The organism is Psychrobacter sp. TB20-MNA-CIBAN-0197 (assembly GCF_040309765.1).
Classification (GTDB): Bacteria; Pseudomonadota; Gammaproteobacteria; order Pseudomonadales; family Moraxellaceae; genus Psychrobacter; species Psychrobacter submarinus.
In genome coordinates this window covers 1-233 of record NZ_JBEOPC010001439.1, presented here as the reverse complement: position 1 = coordinate 233, position 233 = coordinate 1, and the positions used below count along the sequence as shown (strand labels likewise).

Here is a 233-nt window from a genome sequence, read left to right as displayed (position 1 = left end):
CTCTAAAGCCGTGAGCACAATGAATGTCTTTGTAGCCCAAATCTTTTAAACGCTTATTCGCTGTCGCATCAGAGATGATCTGATGCTTTTTGGCTGTCTCACTGTAGAAGACAAATTTAGTATGACCATTGATTTGCTGCTGCGCGCGTAAGATAGCTACTGCTTGACGAGGTAGGGGCACGACCATGTCCTTGACCATATTTACCTTGCCTTGGCCTTTTAAAGGCTTTAAC

Annotated in this window: 1 pseudogene; it reads right to left on the bottom strand. The window is 44.2% G+C overall.

The window, feature by feature from the left end:
* Window positions 1-199 (bottom strand): annotated as a pseudogene (locus AAEY83_RS18725) (tyrosine-type recombinase/integrase); the annotation flags it as partial.
* Window positions 200-233: the final 34 nt, after the last annotated feature.